This window comes from Tepidibacillus sp. LV47, assembly GCF_048381575.1.
Taxonomy (GTDB): domain Bacteria; phylum Bacillota; class Bacilli; order Tepidibacillales; family Tepidibacillaceae; genus Tepidibacillus.
Genome location: NZ_JBLWIF010000006.1, coordinates 49,231 through 65,517, shown reverse-complemented (window position 1 = coordinate 65,517; position 16,287 = coordinate 49,231). Strand labels below are relative to the sequence as shown.

The following is a 16,287-nucleotide window of genomic DNA, read 5'->3' as shown; positions in this document are numbered from 1 at the left end:
TTATATACCTCCGTTCTGTTTACCTTCCTGATGATGGATAAGCTGTAATAATCTTGTTTGTACCTTTCTTCACTATAATTGTAACATAATTTAAGTTCTGACCTTGTCCTGCATAGCCACCTGCATAACCTGCATTTGGATATCGGATATGATAAATCTGAACATTACCTTGAGTTATTGGCTTTACCTTCCCTTTTTTTGCCCATGCTTTATTTACTACATCAATAGGATTTCCATAAAATACGCCATGATGCTTCTTCTGTAAATCATTTTTACCATGTTTATTAACGTGTTCAATTCTTGTTTCGCCTTTCTTACCCTTTATACTCCAATCAAGTTTACTACTACCCTTAGGACGTAAATTAACTCCTATATTATCTCCTGAAGCTGGTTTAGTAAGATTAGGAGTACCCTTACCCTTCAGCTTACTACTTCGCCTAATATTCTCAACAAAGTTAGACGCAAATCCCAACCCGGCCTTTAATCCTTTAAAGGCTGTTTTTCCTGCTCCGCCGGTAAAAATCCCTACTCCCGCCATCAGCCGATCGGTTACCGATAGCTTCCGTTCTGTTACTAAGTCTCGGCCAATAATCGCCTCTATTCCACTTTTAATATTGCCGACTACAGGGATGAAGTCAAGGGCCATCGATCCTGCTTGCCGTTTAAAGGATGATGATGGCAAACGGAACTTCTTCCATTTCGGCAGTTTCTTCAATGAGTATCCTGCTTTAAAGTCAAATCCATACCTTGATGGCGTTGATTGATGATAAATATACCGGCTTTGGACGGTTACGTTATTTTGAACATCATATGGCTGTCTTACACCGGCTACCGATCGAAAATAGCTGCTTCTCATGGCGATGATTTCTTCTTTTGTCGGAAGTGGTGGCGTCACTTCTTGACGACCACTTTCGCCTCCTGTACTCCCTCCAAGGCTCCCATGTTTTACTAATGCCCCATAGGTTTGAGGTCCTGCGATGCCATCCACCGTGATATGGGCATATCTTTGAAAGTCGATGACTGCCCCTTCGGTTAGCGGACCAAAGATTCCATCAATGGGGCCTGGAGAAAATCCAACGTTCTTCAACATGGTTTGTAGGTCCGAAACAAACGGTCCTTCATCACCACGTTTTAATATTTGTCCTGTCCAATTGCTTGATTCTGCTTGTCGGCCTGTCGGGTCAATGAATGCAAGTGGATTATTATTAACATACACATATCGGTTTAAGCTTTGTGGGTGATCTATCCATCCTGCCAATGTATCCTCTGATACAAAGCGCCCTTCATTTGGACTGTACCATCTTGCCGCAAAGTCAATGAGTCCTGCTTTTGCGTCATAGGATTTGCCTGTAAATCCAACTACATTGTATGGGGCTGCCATCTGTGTAAACAGATTGCCGAAGACATCATAGCGATATTTCATGATCGGTTCGCCAATGCGGTCGGTGACATCCATGATATTCCCTAACGCGTCTTCATGGTAATATAACAACCCACCCCGTGTACGTATGTTGCCTTCGTAGCCTTCTTGTTTACGGCCGTGGAATCCGAACATTTTCCGGGCGATGACTTGATCGGCCCCGATGTAATATTGGGCTAATGGCTGGCCGTTTTCGCCGTATTCTTTAAAGACATTGACACCATCGTATAAATATTGGGTCGTTTCTTGATAAAGGGCTTTGCCGAGCTTTTTCTTGAGACCGTTCTTTTCTCCTTTGCCACGATTTATGGCATTTTCCAGTCCCTTTCCTCGGCCGTTGCCGATGAGGGAAGCATCATAATATTCTTGATCCCTTACGGCTTTTCTTCGTAAAGCATCATACTCGTATTCCACTTGGGAACCGTCTGGATAGTAAACTCCCTTTAGACGGTTATCTGTCGTATATTCATATTTGATAGTACCTTCTTTTGTTTCTTTTTCAATAAGGTTGCCATTCGCATCATAATAATAGTATTCGTCTCCTGCTTGAACAAGTTCATTCAGTTCATTATAGCGATATTTCGTTACTTTTCCGTCTTCTGACTGTTCAATCCGGTTGCCGACTTCGTCGTATTTGTATGTTACCGTGCGGACGGGCTTTTTGACGTAGTCTGGCGTTTCGTCGAAGGTGGTTGGGCCCTCTTCATAAAATTGATTCCAATCCTTTGGTCCTTTGCCAATGCCGTGATAACGCTCCGCTTGTTTTTCTTTCTTCTGCTCTTTTTCGTTATTATTCGGTTTGTTCGACGTGTTCGCTTCTTGCTTCGTTGATTCCTCTTGATTCTGTCTTGCTTCGTCTGGTTTTCCGTTGTTACGGTTATGTTCATCTGAAACCTCTTTCGCTTCTGCGATGGTGTCAAAGAAGCTTACGATTTCTTTCCAAATTTCTTTAAAGAAATTGATCACCTTCGTAAGGACGGCTTTTGCTTTTTCTACGATTTTACCGAAGAACGTTTTTTCTTCTTCTTTTGATGTGGGCTTGCCTTCGCTCTTTGCTTTTCTCTCTTTTGGAACGTTAGTTTCTTGATCCGCTTCTTTTTCTTCTTGTCCTTTTATTGTTTCTGTCGCCTTTTGGCTATTTTCTCCAAAGATATAGCTGACAAAATTGGCGACAAATGAAGATTCTTCGGAGTCTTCCTCTTCACTGTCCTTTGAAGGTTCTTTCTTTGTCCCTTTTTTCTCGTTAGGCGGTGTATAAACGGTATTTCGAATTGCTTCGATTTTTTCTTTCGGGTAGGTTACTTCCGTTAAACGATTCAGCGCATCATATTGGTATACGGTCTTCGCTCCGTCCTCTTCTACCTGAGTGAGACGGTTGCCAACTTTATCATACGTGTAATGAAACGATGCAAGGAATGTTTTTCCTTGATGTTTGACAGATGTTAGTTGACTGTTTTCGTCGTATTGATAGGTTGTCTTGATGCCATTGGCACGGGAGATGGATGCGATTTGCCCCTCGCCGTTATAAGTAAACGATGTCTCATTCTCGTCTGGATCAATGAGCTTGGTCATTTCATTGCGACCATTATATTCATATCGAATGATTCGATCTTCTGGATCTTGGATTTGTGTGCGGTTGCCAGCCGCATCATACGTAAATCTTGTCGTCTTATTCAATTTCGTATTCGTCAATGCGGTTAAGCGATTTAACGCATCATATTCATAGATTTCCGTCGTAGCCGGGCTTGCAGCTTTGATTAGATTCCCAGCCGCATCATATGAATAAGTTAGTTTCTCGTCGCCTAAATCGATACTGGTCAACTCTTGGCGCTTGTTGTATGCATATTGAATCGTCTGTCCTTTCGGATCGATTTCTTGCACGAGGTTTCCAACTTTGTCATACACGTATTGGTGCACTTCGCCAAGGGCATTGATTTCCTTAATGACTTGACCAATGGCATCATAAACCCATTCCGTTTGATTCCCTTTGGCATCGATCATTTTTGTCATTTGTCCAAGTTGGTCATATAAATAAGTGGTTTGATTTCCTAAAGCATCTTTGACTTTTGTCAAGTTCCCAACCGAATCATACTCATAGCTTGTAATACGGCCTTCCGCATCCTTAATGCTCTTAACATTCCCTACTTCGTCATACGTATAGGTAGTTGTATCCCCTTTTGGATTGATTTCTTGGATTAAACGGTTCATTTTGTCATAAACAAATGTTGACGTATGATTTTGTTGATTGGTCATTTTAATCATGTTTCCGGCTTTGTCATAGCCATAAGAAACGGTATATCCTAATGGATCCGTTACTTTTACCAATCTCCCCGCTTCATCATAGTGAAACTTTGTCACAAAGCCTCGTTCGTCCTTAAAAGAATCAACGTTTCCGACCTTGTTATAGGTGAAGCTGATCTTTTGTTGATGCGGATTGATTATCTCACGTAATTGGTTATTTAAATCATACTTGTAGTTCCATGTATGGCCGCGAGCATCCATCAGTGCCGTCATGTTGCCGACAGCGTCATAGGACATCTTTGTCACAAACCCCTCGGGGTCGATGATTTCACGAATATTTCCAACCTCATCGTACGAGATTTTAGTGATATGGCCAAGCGGATCCGTTATCTTCGTCAGCCTTTGCAGCGCATCATATTGATAGCTCGTTATCTCCCCAAGCGCATTTTTCACAGATTTCAATAAGCCATTTGCTGTGTAGGAATATTCCGTTTTCCCTTTTAGAGGATCAATTTCCTTTATTAACTCCCCTGCTAGGTTATATTTGAATTCTGTTTTAGCCCCGTTTGGCTCTATGATCGACGCAACATTTCCGGCGGCATCATAGCCATATTGGACTTTTTGTCCTTTCGGATCGACGATTTCAACCATCCGGTCAAGTGCATCATACGTATATTGTGTGATAAATCCTTCCGCATCCTTGACAGAAGTCATTCTTCCCAGCTCATCATAGGTCCAAGAGGTGATGTGTCCTTTTGGATCGATCGCCGACTCAAGTAAAAACCTTTCGTTAAATCGGTAAACAGAAGTTGCCCCACCAGGCTCTATCACCTTAACGCTTCGATCAGATAAGTTGTATTCATACTTGGTTTCATGTCCTTCTTCATTCACATACTTTGTGATCCGGCCTAAAGCATCGTAAGAAAATGTAGAGGCATTTCCTAGCGAATCCGTCACTTTCAGGAGATTTCCCACTTCATCATAAGAAAATGAATAGGCAGCTTTTAACGGATTGACGATCGCCGTAACGAGTCCAAGTGAATTATACGTATAGGTGATTGAATGACCTTGTGGATCCGTTTCTTTAATAAGCTGGCCTATCTTATCGTATTGATAAGACGTTTCTTGACCAAGGGGATCAATTACCTTGGTCACTTGACCTAGCGCATCGTAAGAGAAAGTGGTCGTGTTACCTTCTGGATCTGTCATTTTTGTCAGTTGCTGTAGTTCGTTATACTCATAACGGGTTACTCTTCCAAGTGGGTCTTTTATTTCGATGACATTTCCAAAATCATCGTACTGATAGCTTGTTTCAGCCCCTTTCGGATCACGAATACTTAATAAGTGGCCCATCTTGTCGTAAGAATACGTATAGGTTTCTCCTTTAGCATTCGTAACGTTCTTCGGAAATCCATTGGCATCATACGTGTAAGCCGTATAAAGCTTTCCGTTTAAGAACCGTTTTTCAAGCTTGTCCTTGCTATTGTATTGATATGTCCATGTTCCAAATGGCGTCACATGTTTGACAAGACGATCCAATGCATCGTATTCAAATGTTTCATCGTTCATGAATGAGCCCGATTGACTTTTCAACCTTCCTAACGGATCATACGTATAGGAAACGGTTGCTCCCAACGGCCCTTGAATGTCTGTTAGTTGACCTTTGACATTGTAAGTGTAGGAGGTCGTTGCGCCATTAGGCTCCTTCTTGCTAATGACTTGCCCTTTCGAATTATATCGATACTCATAAACCGCTCCATTAGGCAGCTTGGCCTTTACCAGCCTGCCGTTTGCATCATATTCATAACGAATCGATTGGTTTTTGGCGTCTGTTATCGAAACAAGACGGTCACCGTTATCATACGTATAGGTCGTAACGGAGCCGTTTGGCATCGTCACACTTTTTAAGCGGCCGACTTGGTCATAGGTGTATGAAATCGTTTGGCCTAATGGGTTAGTGACCGTTTTGAGCTGTCCATATGCATCATACGAATAGCGTGTGATTTTGTTGTTCAAGTCTTTAGACTCCGTCACAAGTCCTCGCGAATCATATCTGAATTCTTCTTTTTGCCCTAACGGATATTCAACAGATATTAAATTTCCTTTCGCATCGTATGTCCGCTTCCATACCCGTCCTTCTCCGTCTTTAATGATCATAGGCAATTGAAGATTGGAGTCATAGGTAATATTCGATTCTTCTCCTAACGATGACTTTTCCACTGTAATATGATGAAACTCGTTATATTGAATGGATATCGTTTCAAGCGGTCCCGAAACATTGGTCAAGCGCTTTTGTTCGTCAAATGAATATGTGTATATGTTTCCAAGAGCATCTACTTTTTTCGTTATATTGTAGTCTTCGTTGTAAAAATAAGCCGTTGAATGTCCTAATCCGTCGTAAACCGTTACTTGATGATCTCCGTACTCATATCTGTATAGTAAATCACCCTCATGTGTCACTTTGGAGACGCGATCTCCTGTATAAGAAAACTGCTTAGTGCCAGTTTGAGAATCTGTCACTGACAGAAGGCGATGCTCGTTGTCATATGAATACGATTCCGTCGTTCCATCAGGATGCGTGACTTTTCGCAGTTCATTGTTTTCATAGGTATACGTTGTTACACGGCCAAGTGGATCGGTCATAGATGTGATGAGCTGACCGGCATATTCGAATGTAACGGTACGTCCATCGGGACTTTTTATTTCAACCAATCGACCTTGGGAATCGTAGCTCAAGTTCACGCGATTTCCATTGCGGTCCTCAACGGCGATTAATTTTCCGGCTACAGGGTCTGCGTTGGTTCGCCAAGGTGCATAATACCCTTTAAAAACATAAGTGGTTCCATGGGGTTGTGTTACGCGATATTCCTCTTTCGAAATTCGTTTTAGGGATGACTTGGCGAATCCTTCCGCAGTGTAATAGCCTTTATCAAGCGGATAATAAATCGCCGGATCGCCATCATACTCATCCACTAATAAACTTTCGTCTTCTTTGTGATAAGTATAATTCACCTTTGTTCCATCTGATTTAAATTCCGTGATATGAAACTCATCAAACATTTGTATGTAGTGATTATAAGGAAATGTCCAGCCATAACCGAAAGGTGACAAGCGATTCTTTTGGCTCGAATGATATAATCGCTGGATTGTCACTGGAAACCCATAAGAAGGGAGTATAAAGTCATCTCTTTGAACAAATGCATTCCCTTTTGGAATCTCTACAGGTTCCTCCAATACAGGTGGTTCCGGTGATTGGGCAAAGTGATGGTCGTTTAATAAACTTGGGATAGCTGAGTTGCCATCTGTATATTGGTTATTAAATAACGAAGCAAATCCTTGGGAATACCTAGGCGGCTGTCCAGGCTGCGGAAGCCATTCTTCTAGAAAAGGATTTAAAAATGCTTCAGGCGTAGCCGCTTCAGCTTTTTTGGTCATTCCAGGCAAAACAGAATTTGTGATGAGCAGAATAACCATGAAATAAATAATAGATTTGTAGAGAACTCGTTTCTTCAAAACAAAAACAACTCCTTTCCATCTACGATTTCCCATCAGTCTAAACACAAGGAACACCGTCGATGAAAAGAGTTTTAACGCACGAACCGTTCGGTAACCCAGCCATCCTAGCATTCACTTGCCTTAGACCTGTGGCTTTGCGTCCCCGGCTTTCGCCGGGTTTGCCTTTATCGCTGTTCAATTTCAAGTGATTTAACCTGTATCAATTTCTATATCGGATCATTTAAAAAAATTTTACATTTTAGATAAAATTTAATAACTTTATTTTGTTAAAGACGATGTTTTAAATAGTTGTTTAATAGTTTAACAAACAAAGATCATGGAACGAATCTATACTTCAGGAGAAGCGCATGATTGACTTTTATGTAAACTATTGTTAAGATAAAGTTAAATTGAATAGTCCGCACGCTGAATCATTTTTATATATGAGCGGAGGAACCAAGATTGTGGCATTGCCACTTGGGGTGAATCCTTAATATTTATCATTAAGGTAGGGCGACTCTCACGTCCGAACCCGACAGCTAACTTCGTAAGCGTCTCGAGGGGTAGGATCTCGTTTATTACGAGTCTTATTTTGGCGTATTTTAAGCCATAGAAGACTTTGCCCTTCTATGGCTTTATTTTATCTTCAAGGAGGTATGCTATGAAATTAACAGGAAAAATTTTGTTGGCATTAGGATTAGGGACATTGTTTGGTTTAGGATTAAATCTTTTTGCACCACATGTATTCCCATCAGTTGATCAATATCTTCTTACCCCACTAGGCAAAATCTTTCTTAACCTCATTAATATGTTAGTGGTACCCATCGTCTTTTTCTCTATTGCCCTTGGAACAGCTGGAATTGGTGATCTTAAGAAATTAGGGAGAATTGGAAGTAAAACATTAATCTACTTTATTTCTACCACAGCAATTGCAATCATTATCGGTTTAGCTTTAGCACTTACCATTCAACCTGGAGCAGGCTGGCAATTTTCTGTTGAACAAGCTAATTTTAAACCAAAAGAAGTTCCTCCTATTATGGATACCTTGCTCAGTATTATTCCAAAAAACCCCATTCAGTCCATGGCAAATGGAGATATGTTACCTTTAATTTTCTTCTCAGTTTTCATTGGTATCGGAATCGCAGCCCTAGGAAAAAAAGCGCAAACTTTCCACGCTTTTGTTGAACAAGGAAATGAAATTATGATGTATTTAGTTACTCTCATGATGAAGTTTGCCCCATATGGTACGTTTGGTTTAATTGCCTCGGCAATTGGTAAACAAGGGTTTACTGCGATCCGTGCAATGGGATTATACATGTCGGTTGTGATTCTTGCTTTATTCATCCATACGATTGCAACCTATGGTTCCATGATCTTATTCATTGCAAAAAGAAATCCGATCGACTTTTTCAAAGGATTCTTTCCAGCAATGGCCGTTGCTTTTAGTACATCAAGTAGTGGTGCAACACTGCCGGTATCAATGAAAACAGCACAAGAAAATTTAAAGGTACCTGAACCCATTAGCAGTTTCGTTCAACCACTGGGTGCCACCATTAACATGGATGGTACTGCAATTATGCAAGGTGTGGCTACTGTCTTTATCGCCCAAGTTTACGGTGTTGATTTAACCTTTAGTCAAATCATCACTGTTGTTTTAACGGCGACACTTGCAAGTATTGGAACAGCTTCCGTTCCAGGTGTAGGCTTGGTTATGTTAACGATGGTGTTAAAATCGGTTGGTTTACCTGTTGAAGGAATTGGCTTAATCCTAGGTGTTGATCGACTCCTTGATATGCTTCGTACAGCAGTGAATGCAACTGGTGATGCGGCTTGTGCTGTGGTAATCACAAAGACAGAAGAAAAATATCATCCTGAATGGAATCAAGAGGAAGAATCGGTACCATATAGAGAAACTGAAGAACTCATAGGATAAGAAAAAAAAATATGGGCTATTCTCTAAAAAATAGCCCACCATTTATATTCAGACACTATGATCATGAGTTTTGATCCAATATTAACGCTGCTTGATTTGCCTTTAACTGTTGTACAGGGCATGCCCCTTTTAAAGAACATCCTGTACAGTTGTCGCAACTTTTCCCTGCTTTTAGGTTACGAAAGGATCGATACAATGTCCATCCACTGTAACTGACCATTAAACCTAAAATGAGATAGGAAAGAATCATGATCTCTCCTCTTCTCCCTTCTTCATTTCATTCGTTTGATGAAAGCAACATTCCCCTTTTAATCGTTTTCGCATCACTTTTATCAAGACAAAACCACTATAAATCACAATCACAGCCGCCAACAAATATGAGATCATCATGTCATCGCCCCCATTTATATTAGTAAATGTCCTATTTGATTGACAATGAAAGCCAACATCCAAGCGATCGTGAAACTATATCCGATTGAAAATAATGGCCATTTCCATGAACCCGTTTCTTTTTTCATCACCACTAACGTTGCCATACATGGTGTATATAAAAGAACGAATACCATAAAGGCATAAGCAGTAACTGGTGTAAAAATACTCTGAATCACTCCAGATAAATCGCTGATGGTTCCCCCTGTTCCATAAACGATTGACATGGTGGATACAACAATTTCTTTCGCCATAAAACCGCTAATTAATGCAACAGCAGATTGCCATGTTCCAAATCCTAAAGGAGCAAAAATCGGTGCTAAAACCTTACCAAACAACGCTAAAAAACTATCACTCATATTTTCAACCATTCCTTGGAAGGAAAAGTTTGCTAATAACCATAAAACGACAGCCATGCTAAAAATCACAGTTCCAGCTTTTTTAATGAAGTTTTTCCCTTTATCCCAAGTATTTAATAATAAACTTCTCACCATTGGAACACGGTAAGGTGGTAATTCAAGCACAAATAAACTTTCTTCTTGTTTCAATAAAAATCGTTTAAAAATGAGTCCTAATAAGATCGCTAAAATAATTCCCAACACATATAAAGAGAAAACAACGATGCTTTGATACTGTCTAAAGAAGATCGAAGTAAATAATGCATAAACGGCTAATCGAGCAGAGCAAGACATAAATGGACTTAATAAGATCGTAATTAATCGTTCCTTTTCTTGTTCCATTGTCCTTGCGGCCATAATTCCTGGAACATTACAACCAAAACCAATGATCATCGGAATGAAAGCTTTCCCATTTAAGCCGATTTTCGCCATCGCTTTATCCATCACAAAAGCAGCTCTCGCCATATAACCCGAGTCTTCTAAGAAAGAAATAATGAAAAATAGGACAAAGATTTGTGGGACGAAAACTAATACTCCACCAACACCTGCAATAATTCCATCTACGATGAAACGAATTAACCACTCTTCCGCATGAATAGAGATGAGTAATTGTTTTACTGTATGGGAGAATGGCCCATTAATAAAACCATCCAATAGATCTTGTAGCGGTGTCCCGATCCAAGAAAACGTAGCCTGGAACGTTAAAAACATAAATAAGAAAAATAACGGAATGCCTAAATATTTATGGGTTACAACGGCATCAATTCTTTCTGTCCATGTAATCTGCTTATTCTCATCAATCGTCATCACATCTTGTAACATTTGGTTAATCCAAAGGAAACGCTTTTCCCGGATCACTTGGGCCACAGAAGTATTTAATTTTGCAGCAAGATTCTCACGAATTGCTAAAATATGATCCCATACCTTTTTATCTTCAATATATCCTTCTACTACAGAGTTTTCTTCAAGGAGTTGTAAGGCAATCCAGCGAAGATTGTGATATCGAAATTGTGGTAAGTCGTGTATCAACTGTTCAATGGTATGAATTCCCCATTCAATCTCTGCTCCATAATCCAATTGAAAATTAGGCGGATCCTCTGCTTGATCAAATGCTTGAATTAATTCATCATAACCTTTTCCTTTTCTTGCCATCATGGGGACAACTGGGATTCCTAATCGTTCTTCTAGTAATTTCACATCGATTTGAATCCCATATGTTTTGGCCACATCAATCATGTTTAATGACATGACCATAGGTTTGCCTAGCTCTAATAGTTGCAAAGTAAAATAAAGATTCCGTTCTAAATTAGAAGCATCCACAATATTAATTAATTTATCGATGTCTTCTTCCATCAAAAATTGACTCGCTACTTTTTCTTCAATGGAAAAGGGAGAAATACTATAAATACCAGGTAAATCAACGATTTGAATCGATTCGTCGTATTTTGCTACACCTACTTTTTTTTCAACGGTAACTCCTGGCCAATTCCCAACATGCTGTCTTGTTCCTGTTAATAAATTAAACAGAGATGTCTTCCCTGCATTCGGGTTACCAACTAATGCATAAACCGCCATGATAACCTCCCCCTCCTATTTCACAAACTCAACGATAATCCCTTCTGCCTCTTGTTTACGAAAACTCATTTGGAATCCCCTTAGTTTAACTGCTAAAGGATCACCAAAAGGAGCAAATCTGGTAATTTCTAATGTAGTTCCAGGTAATAATCCCATGTCCATCAATCGTTTTTGTTTGCGTTCACTCATTCTCAAAGATTTGACACGAACTTTTTCTCCAACTCGACATTGAGCAAGAGTAACCTTCATACCGATCACCCTTTATTTAATATTGAGAATCATTCTCATTAATATTATATAAAAAGGTTCCTAGAATGTACACTAGGACATTATGACGAAAATGTGAACATTTTGTGAACATTTTAGTTATTATCTTTCTATTATCACTATGTTTATAGTATAATTCTTTTTTTATCATTTTACTGTGATATTTATCACAGTGAATATAGTTTACAAGGTAAACTTTATTCAGAGGTTAGATGTGAGAGGTTAGACTTGATGAATTGACGAGGTAGCAAATTCTATTGTGTAGTGCCGCTATACAAAAAAGTGGAGGTGAAACACCCCCATCCTATACTTATTTTCTTTCATTATATGAATTACATTGCATTTTTAAAGATTTGTACGATTTCCTCTAAGGTTGCTTTTCTTGGGTTGGTAAGGTGTGTAGCATCCTTTTGCGCATTGGCTGCCATAATCTCGAAATCTTCTTCTTTTACACCTAATTCTGCTAACCCTGATGGAATTCCAATCGATGCAGATAGTTTCTTAATTGCTTCAATCGCCTTTTGAGCTGCTTCATTGACAGAAAGTCCATCGATATTTTCGCCCATTGCCACGGCTATATCGCGGAAACGTTCAGGGGCTGCAATGAGGTTAAATTGCTCGACATGAGGGAGTAAAATCGCATTACATACACCATGAGGTAGATTATAAAATCCACCTAATTGATGAGCCATCGCATGAACATAGCCTAAGCTTGCATTATTAAATGCCATCCCTGCTAAGAATTGAGCATATGCCATTTTTTCACGGGCTTCCATATTGGAACCATTCGCAACTGCTTTTGGAAGATATTCTGAAATGAGTTCAATCGCCATTAACGCTGCAGAATCTGTTAATGGGTTCGCATCTGTAGATACATATGCCTCAATTGCATGGGTTAACGCATCCATTCCTGTTGCAGCTGTTAGTGATGGTGGCATTCCTACCATTAATTCCGGATCATTAATTGATACAGCAGGAGTAACTCTCCAATCCACAATCGCCATTTTTACTTTACGGCTTGTGTCAGTGATAATACAGAAACGTGTCATTTCAGATGCAGTACCAGCGGTCGTGTTCACTGCTACAAATGGTACAAATGGATTACTAGATTTATCTATTCCCTCATAATCGTGAATTCTTCCTCCATTTGCTGCGACAAGCCCAATGCCTTTCGCACAATCATGTGATGATCCACCACCTAATGATACAAGCGAGTCACATCCATTTTCTTGCCATACTTTTAAACCATCCTCAACATTATGATCAGTTGGATTAGGTTCAGCTCCATCAAAAATTACAGCTTCTAATCCTGCTTCTTCAATCAATCCTTTTACTTGATCAGCCATTCCGACTTTTGCTAAAAAAGCATCCGTAACGATTAAAACCTTTTTCCCCCCTAAGGTTTTAATCCGCTCCCCAACTTCTTTTACACTTCCCGCTCCAAATAAATTTACTGTTGGAATAAAATAACCGCTTACTCTCATTTTTCAGCACTCTCCATTTTTATATTTTGGTTCTTTAAAAGGAACCACTACTAATAAAAAATTGTAAATATTGAATTACCTTATATTTATTATAATCCTACATACAAGAAAATATAAGTAACGTTTCCAAAAATTCATCCTTTAGACAAATGTGTGATAAAAGTGTGAAAACTTTTATACAAACTCTTAAATAAAAATAGGTTTGTATATTCCAACGGCTCCGTTGTCCGTGTATTTCTTACTGGAGTAGGTTTCGTTCATAATGGAAGTTGAATAATAAATGTTGTTCCTTGACCCTTCTTACTTTTGACCGTTATCGTACCACCATGAGCTTCTACAAATCCTTTGGCAATAGATAGACCTAATCCAGTTCCCCCTTGATCTCGCGACCTTGAAGAATCGGTTCGATAAAAGCGTTCAAAAATATAAGGGAGATATTCTTCATCAATTCCTGGACCAGAATCCTTCAGTGAAATCATCACTCGCTGAGGTTGTTCTTCTTTCTTTATCTCAATACTCACTTTCCCATGATTGGGGGTGTGGCGCAACGCATTCCCTAATAAATTGACAATGACCTGTGTGAAGCGATCAGGATCAACTTCGATCATTATCTCTTCATCCCCGATTAATTGTAATTGGATCTCTTTCTCCTCAGCTAACCATTCAAAATGAAACATAATCTTTTGAATCATTTGCTTGATATTGACCCTCTTTTTATTTAAAACTAATTGGCCTGCCTCTGCTAAACTTAACTGTTGCAAATCATTCACGAGTCGTGTCAAACGCAAAACTTCATCATTTAGTTGCAAAATCACTTCTGGCGTCGGTTGAATGGCCCCTTCCTGAATAGATTCAAGTTGACCTCTAAGGATGGATAAAGGAGTTCGAAGTTCATGAGCGACATCAGCAACAAGTTGCTTTCGCACCTCTTCATTGTGTTCCAATTTTGCCGACATTTCATTAAATGCTTTCGATAATTGATGAAACTCATCCTTGGTATTCACCATTACCCGATAGGAAGTATCACCTTTTGCTAAATGACGAATCCCAATCATTAAACTTTCTAATGGCTTTGTTAATTTGTTTGCAAAAACAACTCCAAATAAAGCAGCGACTATAACTGCGATCATAGTTCCCAAAAGAATGGAATGGTTCATGGAATTCAAAAATTGCTGTTCCAAACTAAGTATTCCAAAGCTTTTCTCCCTATTAATAATGAGCTCCCCAATTTTTTGACCATTTAATAGCAAATCCTCATGAATTCCAGGTACTTCTTTACTTTTTTGTCCTAGGTACTCTTGTTTTGAATCGGCAACCACTTTCCCATTTTTGTCTGCGATAATCATTTGAATATCTGCCATACGCGCTATTGAAGGGTTGTTTCTCCACATCGGCCCTTTACGCTGCCATAGCCAGTCAAAATTATTTACAACCACTTGTTGAATATCGTCCCAATTCCCATAGAACTCATAATATTTCACGAAAGCATTTTTCCATGTTTCAATTCTTTCACTTTCATTTTGTCGTACATAATTTTCAAAAACATTTTCAATCCGATTTTGAAAGATAATCGATTGCAATAAAGCCATAATTACAACAATGCTACTAAAGGCAATAATGAGTTTTGTTTGTAGTTTCATGTTTCTCCCCCAAAACGGTAGCCGATTCCATATACCGTTTGAATATATTTCGGATTTGCCGGATCTTCCTCGATTTTTTTTCGCAAATTGCTGACATGAGTGTCAATGGAGCGTTCGTAATTGGCATACGCTTCCCCCATTGCTATATTCATCAATTGTAAACGACTAAACACTCTACCAGGTTTTTGCGCTAATGCTACTAAAATTTTAAACTCAGTAGGCGTTAATGCCACTTTTTTACCAGAAACATAAACTTCATATTTTGACAGATGGATCGAGATATCCCCTCGTATAATCACTTCTTCATCAACTTCATCATCAGGACTGGTTCGTCTTAACACTGCTTTCATTCTGGCTAATAATTCACGTAAACTAAACGGTTTGGTGATATAATCATCTGCCCCTATTTCAAGTCCTAACAGTTTGTCTACTTCGTCTGATTTTGCCGTTAAGAAAATGATCGGTATTTTTTTATTCTGTTGACGAACTTCCCGTAAGATTTGATATCCATCCAAACCCGGCATCATAATATCTAAGAGAATCAGATCGATGGAGTTTTGTTTCAATTGATCGATAACCTCATAACCATTACTTGCTTCGATCGTTTCATATCCCTCATTGATTAAATAAGAACTGACCATATCTCGGATTTTCGTCTCGTCATCTGCAACTAAAATCTTTTTTTTCATGCCCAATTCTCCCTTTACTTAATATTAAAAATATTATATCAAAGAAATTGGAAAATGTTAGAATAGTAATGGAGCTAGTGCTTCAAAATCTTTATAATATACGTTGAAAAAAAGACCCTGAAGGGAACTTCAGGGCCTTGTTTCAATCATTAGTTGTTGTTAGTAGACCAGCGAGGACCTCCACCAAATCCTCTACCATAACCTTGACCTTGGAATTCACCCATTCTGCCTCGACCGATTCCTTGATTTGTAATGGCTGCTTTGGTATTGGCCTCTATCCGTTCTAGCATAAATTGTTTCTGCTCTTCTGTGATCTTCTTATCTTTCACAAGTTGATCTAATTGAGCCTTTTTATAGTCGATCATCATTTTTGCAAGTTCATCCGCACTTTTGCCTTTTTCTTTGGCAATTTGTTCTAATGATTTACCTGCTAATCGTTGGTTATAAAGCTCTTCATCAGTAATTCCTAAATATTTGGCAATTTCATCATGCATGACACCTGCAAAATATTGCCCCATTCGAGGACCCATTCCAACCCAACCAGAATTCGTCGTGTTTTGTTGTTGAATTTGTACAGGTGGTTTTGGTGGAACAAGATCAGTAGTTTTCGCTGAACTAATCACTGGGCCAATCATTGCACCAATTCCCATTGCGCCAGCAATCGTCCCAGCAAAAAGCATGTGTTTGATTTTCATCTGAATAACCCCTTTCAAAAG

General features: G+C 39.2%; 10 protein-coding genes and 2 riboswitches. Of the genes, 1 reads left to right on the top strand and 9 read right to left on the bottom strand.

Annotated features, from left to right (window positions below):
• Window positions 1-19: 19 nt before the first annotated feature.
• Window positions 20-7,174 (bottom strand): RHS repeat-associated core domain-containing protein, encoded by a 7,155-nt coding sequence (locus ACMW72_RS08305; protein WP_418368367.1) that lies wholly within the window; start codon window positions 7,172-7,174, stop codon window positions 20-22.
• An 89-nt stretch (window positions 7,175-7,263) separates the two neighbouring features.
• Window positions 7,264-7,350, bottom strand: a riboswitch (cyclic di-GMP riboswitch).
• A 220-nt stretch (window positions 7,351-7,570) separates the two neighbouring features.
• Window positions 7,571-7,725: riboswitch (cyclic di-AMP (ydaO/yuaA leader) on the top strand.
• A 92-nt stretch (window positions 7,726-7,817) separates the two neighbouring features.
• Here ACMW72_RS08305 and ACMW72_RS08300 point away from each other — a divergent pair.
• The gene (locus ACMW72_RS08300; RefSeq protein ID WP_418368366.1) at window positions 7,818-9,089 is read left to right on the top strand and encodes a dicarboxylate/amino acid:cation symporter; all 1,272 of its coding nucleotides are present in this window, start codon (window positions 7,818-7,820) and stop codon (window positions 9,087-9,089) included.
• A 61-nt stretch (window positions 9,090-9,150) separates the two neighbouring features.
• On the opposite strand, the gene ACMW72_RS08295 is transcribed toward ACMW72_RS08300, so the two are convergent.
• The 8 genes from ACMW72_RS08295 to ACMW72_RS08260 form a co-directional block, all read right to left on the bottom strand.
• The gene (locus ACMW72_RS08295) at window positions 9,151-9,339 is read right to left on the bottom strand and encodes a FeoB-associated Cys-rich membrane protein (RefSeq protein ID WP_132768780.1); all 189 of its coding nucleotides are present in this window, start codon (window positions 9,337-9,339) and stop codon (window positions 9,151-9,153) included.
• Window positions 9,336-9,479 carry a hypothetical protein gene (locus ACMW72_RS08290; RefSeq protein WP_165895003.1) on the bottom strand — a complete coding sequence of 48 codons (144 nt, stop codon included), beginning with the start codon at window positions 9,477-9,479 and terminating at the stop codon, window positions 9,336-9,338. The genes ACMW72_RS08295 and ACMW72_RS08290 overlap by 4 nt, the downstream gene beginning before the upstream one ends.
• A 14-nt stretch (window positions 9,480-9,493) precedes the next feature.
• On the bottom strand, window positions 9,494-11,491 hold the full coding sequence (gene feoB / locus ACMW72_RS08285; RefSeq protein WP_132768782.1) for a ferrous iron transport protein B: 1,998 nt from the start codon (window positions 11,489-11,491) through the stop codon (window positions 9,494-9,496).
• 15 nt (window positions 11,492-11,506) lie between these two features.
• Complete coding sequence (locus tag ACMW72_RS08280) at window positions 11,507-11,740, bottom strand: FeoA family protein (RefSeq protein ID WP_132768784.1); 234 nt, start codon at window positions 11,738-11,740, stop codon at window positions 11,507-11,509.
• Between the two features lie 350 nt (window positions 11,741-12,090).
• Complete coding sequence (locus ACMW72_RS08275) at window positions 12,091-13,242, bottom strand: iron-containing alcohol dehydrogenase (protein WP_418368365.1); 1,152 nt, start codon at window positions 13,240-13,242, stop codon at window positions 12,091-12,093.
• Window positions 13,243-13,499: 257 nt separating this feature from the next.
• Complete coding sequence (locus ACMW72_RS08270) at window positions 13,500-14,882, bottom strand: sensor histidine kinase (RefSeq protein WP_418368364.1); 1,383 nt, start codon at window positions 14,880-14,882, stop codon at window positions 13,500-13,502.
• Window positions 14,879-15,571: a response regulator transcription factor gene (locus ACMW72_RS08265; RefSeq protein ID WP_418368363.1), complete on the bottom strand. Its 693-nt coding sequence runs from the start codon at window positions 15,569-15,571 to the stop codon at window positions 14,879-14,881. The genes ACMW72_RS08270 and ACMW72_RS08265 overlap by 4 nt, the downstream gene beginning before the upstream one ends.
• 149 nt (window positions 15,572-15,720) lie before the next feature.
• On the bottom strand, window positions 15,721-16,266 hold the full coding sequence (locus tag ACMW72_RS08260; RefSeq protein ID WP_418368362.1) for a hypothetical protein: 546 nt from the start codon (window positions 16,264-16,266) through the stop codon (window positions 15,721-15,723).
• Window positions 16,267-16,287: the final 21 nt, after the last annotated feature.

Bases quoted from the DNA above. Each gene is read 5' to 3' on its own strand.
- ACMW72_RS08295 (WP_132768780.1), bottom strand. From the start codon at position 9,339: ATGATTCTTTCCTATCTCATTTTAGGTTTAATGGTCAGTTACAGTGGA.
- ACMW72_RS08260 (WP_418368362.1), bottom strand. From the start codon at position 16,266: ATGAAAATCAAACACATGCTTTTTGCTGGGACGATTGCTGGCGCAATG.
- ACMW72_RS08280 (WP_132768784.1), bottom strand. From the start codon at position 11,740: ATGAAGGTTACTCTTGCTCAATGTCGAGTTGGAGAAAAAGTTCGTGTC.
- ACMW72_RS08265 (WP_418368363.1), bottom strand. From the start codon at position 15,571: ATGAAAAAAAAGATTTTAGTTGCAGATGACGAGACGAAAATCCGAGAT.
- ACMW72_RS08275 (WP_418368365.1), bottom strand. From the start codon at position 13,242: ATGAGAGTAAGCGGTTATTTTATTCCAACAGTAAATTTATTTGGAGCG.
- feoB (WP_132768782.1), bottom strand. From the start codon at position 11,491: ATGGCGGTTTATGCATTAGTTGGTAACCCGAATGCAGGGAAGACATCT.
- ACMW72_RS08270 (WP_418368364.1), bottom strand. From the start codon at position 14,882: ATGAAACTACAAACAAAACTCATTATTGCCTTTAGTAGCATTGTTGTA.
- ACMW72_RS08300 (WP_418368366.1), top strand. From the start codon at position 7,818: ATGAAATTAACAGGAAAAATTTTGTTGGCATTAGGATTAGGGACATTG.
- ACMW72_RS08290 (WP_165895003.1), bottom strand. From the start codon at position 9,479: ATGATGATCTCATATTTGTTGGCGGCTGTGATTGTGATTTATAGTGGT.